The sequence below is a fragment of the Chryseobacterium sp. 2TAF14 genome (genome assembly GCF_052115105.1).
GTDB lineage: Bacteria > Bacteroidota > Bacteroidia > Flavobacteriales > Weeksellaceae > Chryseobacterium.
The window spans coordinates 1-7223 of record NZ_JBFRGA010000191.1; the positions used below are offsets into that span (position 1 = coordinate 1).

Sequence of the window (7223 nt, forward strand, 5' to 3'; positions counted from 1 at the left end):
GCTTTCTGCAGCTCACACAAGAGAGCATTTAGATAAAGCAATTGCCGCTTTTGAAAAAGTAGGAAAAGAATTAGGAGTAATTTCATAAAAAATAAACTCTTCTACAATTGTAGAATAAAAACAGAATTTCTATATTTACGGAAATTCTGTTTTTTTATGCTTAAAAATATTTTTACTCACCGTGCTGTCAATTTTCATTTTTGTTTCTTGTAAAACCAAGACAAATCAATACATTAAGATTTCTGATAAAGTTCAGAAACGACACGAAAAATGGATCGAAAAATACCCTACCGAAGAAGGAACTTTAATTACCGTCGGGAAATATAAGAAAGGCGAAAAGGTCGGAGTTTGGAAAACAACTTTAGATAATCAGCTTTTCCAAAAAGAAAAAATAGGAAGAAAGAAAATCAAAATGTTTGTTTACCATCGAAATGGAAATATTATGGAGCGAGGACAATCAAAGCTTGATATTTCTGAAAACGAACGTCATTGGTATTATTTCGGAGACTGGAAGTTTTATGACGAAAACGGAAAACTGAAATACATAAAGAAATACACCAACGGTAAAAAAATAGACAGTATTTCGATCAATCAATAGAAACGGGCTTTAGCCCGTTTTCAATTTAAAGCATTCAATTGGCTTTAGCCAAAATTTACTTTTAACATGAATATAATTTAAATATCATAAATAAATAGTGAATAATGTTAAATGACTTGTTGATTGATTCACTATTTTACTAAAAATTCACCAACAAAATCATTATCTTTGCCCACAAATTTTTACGATGCTTTATACCATCATCAAGGCGTTGCACATTATTTTTATGGTCAGCTATTTTGCGGGAATTTTTTATCTCGTGAGAATTTTTGTGTACTATAAAGATACTGATGCTTTTTCTGACGAAAAAAAGAAGATTCTGCGAGAACAATACACGTTTATGGCCCGAAGATTATGGAACATTATCACCGTTCCTGCAGGAATAATCATGGCTGTTTGTGGTTTGGTAATGATCTTTTTAAATTCAGGATTAATGAAAATGCCGTGGTTTCATTTAAAACTTACCTTCCTGATCGGTTTGGCGGTTTACCATTACTGGTGCTGGAAAAAAGTGAAAAAATTGGTCGAGCTCAACGGAAATACTTTAGAAACAGCCAATATAAAACTGAGACAAGCCAATGAAATTGCCACATTTATTTTATTTTTGGTCGTTTTTACCGTTATCTTAAAATCTCAGGTTATTGAATATTGGTGGCAATTAATTACCGGATTTTTCGTTCTTGTATTTTTAATCATGATGACGGTAAAGCTGGTGAATAAAAAAGCGAAAAGTAAAAAGTAAAAAGAGCCAAGTAAAAATTATAACGTTAATAGTGAATGGTCAATTGTGAGTTAATTTAGCACCACTTACCTGAAACCTAATTCCTATAACCTAAAACCTAAATAAAACATGTTTGCAATATTTAAAAAAGAACTTTGGAGTTATTTCGGCAACTGGAGCGCCTGGATCATCATTGCCGCATTTAGTCTGATAACGACTTTGTTTCTGTTTTTCTTCGAAAATGATTCTAATATTTTCGACATCGGAATGGCGTCTCTGCAAAGCTATTTCGTTTTGGTACCTTGGTTACTAATGTTTATCATTCCGGCATTGTCGATGAAAACTTTTGCGGAAGAGCAGCAAACGGGAACTTTAAACTGGCTGTTTTCACAACCTTTGAAAGTTTCAGACTTGGTTTCAGGGAAATTTCTTTCGGTTTGGGTGGTCGGAATTTTATGTCTGATTCCTTCGATCATTTACTTTTATACAGTTTACGTTTTGGGAGTTCCTGAAGGAAATATCGATATGGGAATGACTTTCGGAAGCTATTTCGGTTTAATTATTTTGATTGCAGCATTTTCAGGAGTTGGAATTTTAGCTTCTTCGCTTTCTCAAAACCAGATCATGGCTTACCTTTTGGGAGTTTTCATGTGTTTCATCATGTACTTCGGAATTGAGCAATTGGCAAGTTATAAATTGTTGGGCGGAGCAGATTTTATTTTACAAAATATTGGTTTTTACCAGCATTTCTTAGGCTTTACAAGAGGCCTTATCGATTTTAAAGATGTTGCCTATTTTATTTTTATCATTGGTCTTACCTTAACATTGTCTAATCATTTCATCAATAAAAAGAAGTAAAAACATGAAGAAGATCAACCTAAAATCTCCGTTTGCCATTTTATTGATAGCAGTTTTTGCTGTTGCATTAATTCTTGCATTTTCAGGCATCAGATTAGATTTAACTAAAGAAAAAAGATATACGCTTTCAGATAGCACGATAAAAGTTTTAGAATCGGTTAAAAAACCTTTAACAGTAGATGTTTACCTTGAAGGAGATTTCCCGGCAAGCTTTAAACAGCTTCAAAGTGAAACTAAATTTATGCTGGAAGAGTTTAGAAAGATCAATCCGAAAATAGATTTTAAATTCATCGATCCCATCAAAACAAAAATGTCGCAGGACACTTTGATGGCAATGGGAATGCAGCCATCGATTCTTCCGGACATCAAAGACGGGAAAGTTTCGCAGATCACACTATTTCCTTACGCTGTCGTAAAGTACAATCAAAGAGGGATTTCTATTCCGTTGGTGGTGCAGCAGTCAAATATCAATGCAGAAGATCAGTTGAGAAAATCGATTGAAAATTTAGAATACAATTTAGTTTCAAACATTAAATCTCTTGCGACAAATAAGAGAAAAAAAGTTGGAATTTTAGTCAATCAGGATGAGCTGAGTCCTAGTGAATTTGAAGGATTTATGAATCTTGCTTTAGAAAACTATGATGCAGGACCAATTGTTCCTAAAAATAATGTGGAAATTACTCAGGCAGATGTTCCTTTATTGAAACAAATGAGCGCTTTGGTAATTGCAAAACCAAGAAAAGCTTTTACAGACGGTGAAAAAGTAATTCTGGACCAATACATTATGAATGGCGGAAAAACACTTTGGATGATTGATGCCGTAAATGCTGAAATGGATACTTTAACAAGATCTAAAAAAGTAATGCCTTTCCCGGTTGATATTAATATGACCGATTTCTTTTTTAATTATGGCTTAAGAATCAATCCGGCTTTGGTAAAAGATGTAAAAAAATATGCGCTTTTAAAACTTGTTACTGGTGAAGTAGGAGGGAACGCTCAATATACAAGTCTTCCGTGGCCGTATTTTCCTTTAGGAATTGCGGAAAACGATCATCCGATCACAAAAAATATCAATCCTGTAAAACTGGAGTTTCCTACATCCATCGATACTTTGGGTGGAAAGAAATTTAAAACCCATGTTTTATTTGAATCGAGTGAAAGAACTTTATTGAAGCAGGTTCCGAATTATGTTGAGCTGAAAGAAATTTCCAGCGTCGACAGTCTCGGGCAAATGGAAAGACCAAGTACACCGAAAATTTTTGCCGTTGCTTTGGAAGGAAAATTTAATTCTGCTTATGCTTCAAGAATTGAAAGAAAATCTTATCCTGGTTTTAAAGCAACAAGTCCGGAAAATAAAATGATCGTGATTGCAGATGGTGATGTCGGAAGAAATAAAATCATTAAAGGACAAGCTTTGCCTTTAGGAGTTGATATGTTGACTGATGAACAGTTTGGTAACGAGCAATTCCTGAGAAATGCTTTAGATTATCTTCTCGACGACAGCAATCTGATGGAACTGAGAAACAGAAACATCGAAGAACGCCTTCTTGACCGTCACAGAATTGCTGATGAAAGAACAAACTGGCAATATTTTAATTTATTGCTGCCTTTAGCAATCATCGGGCTTTTAGGAGGATTATTCTTCTGGTTAAGAAAAAAGAAATTTGGATAGAATAATAAAGAAAAAGAGAAACTTTGAGGTTTCTCTTTTTTTTGTTTTAAATATTATTAAATTGAAGTGAATTCTACTTATACTTTATTGATTTTAAACTAAAGTTTTATGATGTAAACCCATTATAAAAATTATAAAGTAAATCTTTTAACCATTAAGAGTTATTAAGATTAAAGAATAATAGTTAAGCTGAGCTTTGCTTTAAGTATTCCGCTTAATAAAACCTTTGATTTTTCACTTAAATAAACTTAAAATTTAAATTCCTTAATGGTTTAAAAATTAACGTTAGTCCTTCCAGACATAACTTTTATTCCACTCATAAAAACGCTGGATTTCATTAGCATTTTCCTGATGATATTTTTTTACATCATCTGTTTGAGAGGGTAAAAAGGCAATATATGCAAAAGGTTCAACCAAATTTTTATCTTTTAGCTCAATAAAATAAGGAGCTAAAAATTCCCAATAAAAACCTTTGTTGTCTTTTTGAACTTCTTTCAGAACAGCAAAAACACTGTCAAATTTATCGATAGCTTTCTCACACTGGGTTTTATTTTTGTTTTTCTCGTCAAAATCTAACGCTGCAGTCATTGACAGAACCATATCCACCGCTGAAAAATTATTTTGGCCTTTATTTTTTTTGCCTGCATCTTCCAATGCTTTAGGATTAATAGCCAACGTGATGTTTTTCTCATCAGTTTGAGTTACCCCTTGTTGCATTAAATCAATTACAGAGTCTAAATTTCCTTTTGCGCGAGACGTTTTATTATCTAGAGAAAGATACCTTAACGATGCCAAGATCGATATAATTCTTTTGTCACGATTCAAAGCGGCTAAAGCATTCAAAGAACCCGGATGATTAGGATTGAGTGTTACAGATTTTTGAAATAATTCTAAAGACTTTTCAATCTGATTTTCATTCACCAAAGTAATTCCTTTATTAAAATAAAGTTGATAATAATCAGGATATTTTTTTATTCCTTCATCATAGATTTTTAATGCTTCCTTTGCTCTTTTAGCATGATCCAGACTGTTCCCGTAAGTGAGATAAATGGTTTTTATATCTTCTTTAGGATGAATACTTATTGCCAACTTGCACGTTTCAATGGCTTCATCATACTTTTTTGTAGCTTCCAGAGTCATTGCTTTCTCAGATAATGCTAACAGATTATTTTTGTCAAGCTTCAGTGCTTCTTCATATTTATCCAGAGCTTCGTTGTATTTTCCTTCATCGTGAAGTATAATTCATTTTCGGAGTTTTATTAAAGCATGGTGTAATTCGTCTTGCTCAGATCCATATTCTTTTATACAACCTTCTTTTTCAAATTCTGAGATATTAAAACCTTCTTCTACATCGTTGTAATAAATTACCAAGTTTTTATATTTTGCAACTGCCCAAAAACCTTCATCTTCAAATTCTTGCTCAATCCATTTTGTTGGTTTGAATTTGATTTCATTCCAAAATTTCAAATGTTCTGCGCTCATCTCTTTTTCTCCTTTTGAAATTTCTAAAAATAATTCTTCGGATGTTATTGGTTCCCAAGTCATATGTTAAATTTTAGTATAATTTAAAAAAATAAAAATCATTATTTAGACCAAAATCATAATGAAATCATTGAGACATAAGAATGTTTATTCATTAAGTTTTATAAAAAAAAATTGATAAGCGAAGTGTTCTCAAATATAAAACAAATCCTCATTAAAATCACTCCCTAAAGAAAAATCATATTCTTAAAATTTTCATCAACATTATTAATTCAGGTCAATTTCAAGGATTTAATGATTAATAAACTCCAATTCCCAAAAGTTTTTTATAATTTTAGTCTTTTCTTATCCTATGTCAATAAGAAAGCCTTCAATTTTTCGGAGGTTTGCAGAGTCAAAACAATAAAATAAAAGTTTTGAGGTTTTATTGAGACAACAAACAACATTAATATTAAATACTTAAAAAAATGAAGAAAATTGGCGTAATGGCTTTGGCAAGTTTAGGTTTACTTCTTGCATCGTGTGGTGACAAAAAAGAAGCTGCAACTGCAGGTCAGGAACAAACAGTAGCTGAAAAGCAAGGTGATGTTTTTGCAGTAGATACTGCGGCATCTAATGTTAACTGGAAAGCTTTCCACAAAGGAGGTTTTGCTCCGCGTTGGGGAACTTTATCAGTTTCTACAGGAGAATTATCTGTTGCTGATAATCAATTGGCTTCCGGTGAATTTGTAATCGATATGAAATCGATCAAAGTTGACCCGGCTTCTGTAACCGAAAAAGACAAAAAATACACAGATCTTGAAGGTCACCTAAAAAATGCTGATTTTTTTGATGTTGAAAAACACCCAACTGCAGATTTCAAAATCACTAAAGTGGAAGATCTTGCAACTCCCGGAGCAGATGCTGTAGTCGGAGCAAACAAAACCGTAAGCGGAAACCTAACTTTATTAGGTAAAACCATGAACGTGACTTTCCCTGCAAAAGTAGAAATTGTAGACAAATCTGCTACTTTGAAAGCTCAGTTTACAGTAAACCGTGCTGATTGGGGAATCAAATTTGGAACTGACGAAACAGATCCGGCTGAATGGATGATCAGCAAAGACATCGAGATCGGTATCGATGTAAAAGCTGCTCAAAAATAATTCTGAACAACAATAAAAATAAAGACATCTGTAGAAATGCAGATGTTTTTTGTTTTAGATACTCTTAATATTTGTAATGATGGTTTGCTCCAGAGGAGCAAAACCTTTGTAGAAAAGAATATTTTCAAAAAAAGGGAACTCCGTAGGAACGACCCATTTAATGGGTTCTAAAATTTAAAATGCTGAAGCTTTTCAAAATCTGCTTTTTCAAAAACATTACTGATCATTCCGTTTTCTAAAGTCACGATTCGGTCACACGTGTGAAATAAAGTTTCAATAATATGTGAACTGATAATTACCATTTTATTGCTTTGTTTCAATTCACGGATGATGTCATACAATAAATGAACACCTTCAAAATCGACTCCGTTAAACGGTTCATCTAAAATATTGATGGGTTTATCGAGCATCAACATTCCGATCAAAGCAAGTTTCTTTTTCATTCCACTCGAATAATATTGAACATATTTATTTAGCGGAAGTTGAAATTTTTCAGCGAGTTCTATGGTTTTCGGAAGCTTATCTTTTGCGAAATAAGAAAGATATTCTCTTCCTGTAATGTAGGGATAGAAATAATTTTCCGTTTCAAGGTAAGAGATATTTTCACGGAGAAGCTTCTGGTTTTTCCACAAAATTTCACCGCTGTATTTCTGACTCTGATATAAAGATTCAAATAATGTCGTTTTACCGGCTCCGTTTTTTCCGAGAATGCCTAAAATAATGCCTTCTTCAATTTCTAAATTTAAATTC

Annotated in this window: 8 protein-coding genes; 5 read left to right on the forward strand and 3 right to left on the reverse strand. The window is 32.8% G+C overall.

All coding sequences use genetic code 11. The annotated features are described in order from the left end of the window. Positions 1 to 181 precede the first annotated feature (181 nt). The 4 genes from AB4Y90_RS15310 to gldG all read left to right on the forward strand — a co-directional run bounded on the left by AB4Y90_RS15310 (position 182) and on the right by gldG (position 3849). A complete protein-coding gene (locus tag AB4Y90_RS15310; protein WP_441558412.1) occupies positions 182 to 598 on the forward strand; it encodes a hypothetical protein in 417 nt (138 codons plus the stop codon). A 187-nt stretch (positions 599 to 785) separates the two neighbouring features. Further along, entirely contained in the window at positions 786 to 1340 is a 555-nt protein-coding gene (locus AB4Y90_RS15315; protein WP_441558413.1) for a CopD family protein, read from the forward strand. Between the two features lie 108 nt (positions 1341 to 1448). Continuing rightward, the gene (locus AB4Y90_RS15320; protein ID WP_441558414.1) at positions 1449 to 2177 is read left to right on the forward strand and encodes an ABC transporter permease; all 729 of its coding nucleotides are present in this window, start codon (positions 1449 to 1451) and stop codon (positions 2175 to 2177) included. A gap of 4 nt (positions 2178 to 2181) precedes the next feature. Beyond that, positions 2182 to 3849 carry a gliding motility-associated ABC transporter substrate-binding protein GldG gene (gene gldG, locus AB4Y90_RS15325; protein ID WP_441558416.1) on the forward strand — a complete coding sequence of 556 codons (1668 nt, stop codon included), beginning with the start codon at positions 2182 to 2184 and terminating at the stop codon, positions 3847 to 3849. A 285-nt stretch (positions 3850 to 4134) separates the two neighbouring features. On the opposite strand, the gene AB4Y90_RS15330 is transcribed toward gldG, so the two are convergent. Both AB4Y90_RS15330 and AB4Y90_RS15335 read right to left on the reverse strand, forming a co-directional pair. Continuing rightward, complete coding sequence (locus AB4Y90_RS15330) at positions 4135 to 5091, reverse strand: tetratricopeptide repeat protein (protein WP_441558421.1); 957 nt, start codon at positions 5089 to 5091, stop codon at positions 4135 to 4137. Continuing rightward, positions 5092 to 5394 (reverse strand): hypothetical protein, encoded by a 303-nt coding sequence (locus tag AB4Y90_RS15335; protein WP_441558417.1) that lies wholly within the window; start codon positions 5392 to 5394, stop codon positions 5092 to 5094. Positions 5395 to 5798: 404 nt separating this feature from the next. Between AB4Y90_RS15335 and AB4Y90_RS15340 the strand changes: the two genes are divergently transcribed. Further along, positions 5799 to 6473, forward strand: coding sequence for a YceI family protein (locus tag AB4Y90_RS15340; RefSeq protein ID WP_441558419.1), 675 nt, complete (start codon positions 5799 to 5801; stop codon positions 6471 to 6473). A gap of 167 nt (positions 6474 to 6640) precedes the next feature. Here AB4Y90_RS15340 and AB4Y90_RS15345 read toward each other — a convergent pair. Further along, the coding region (locus tag AB4Y90_RS15345; RefSeq protein WP_441558420.1) for an ATP-binding cassette domain-containing protein at positions 6641 to 7223 on the reverse strand (583 nt) is incomplete at its 5' end.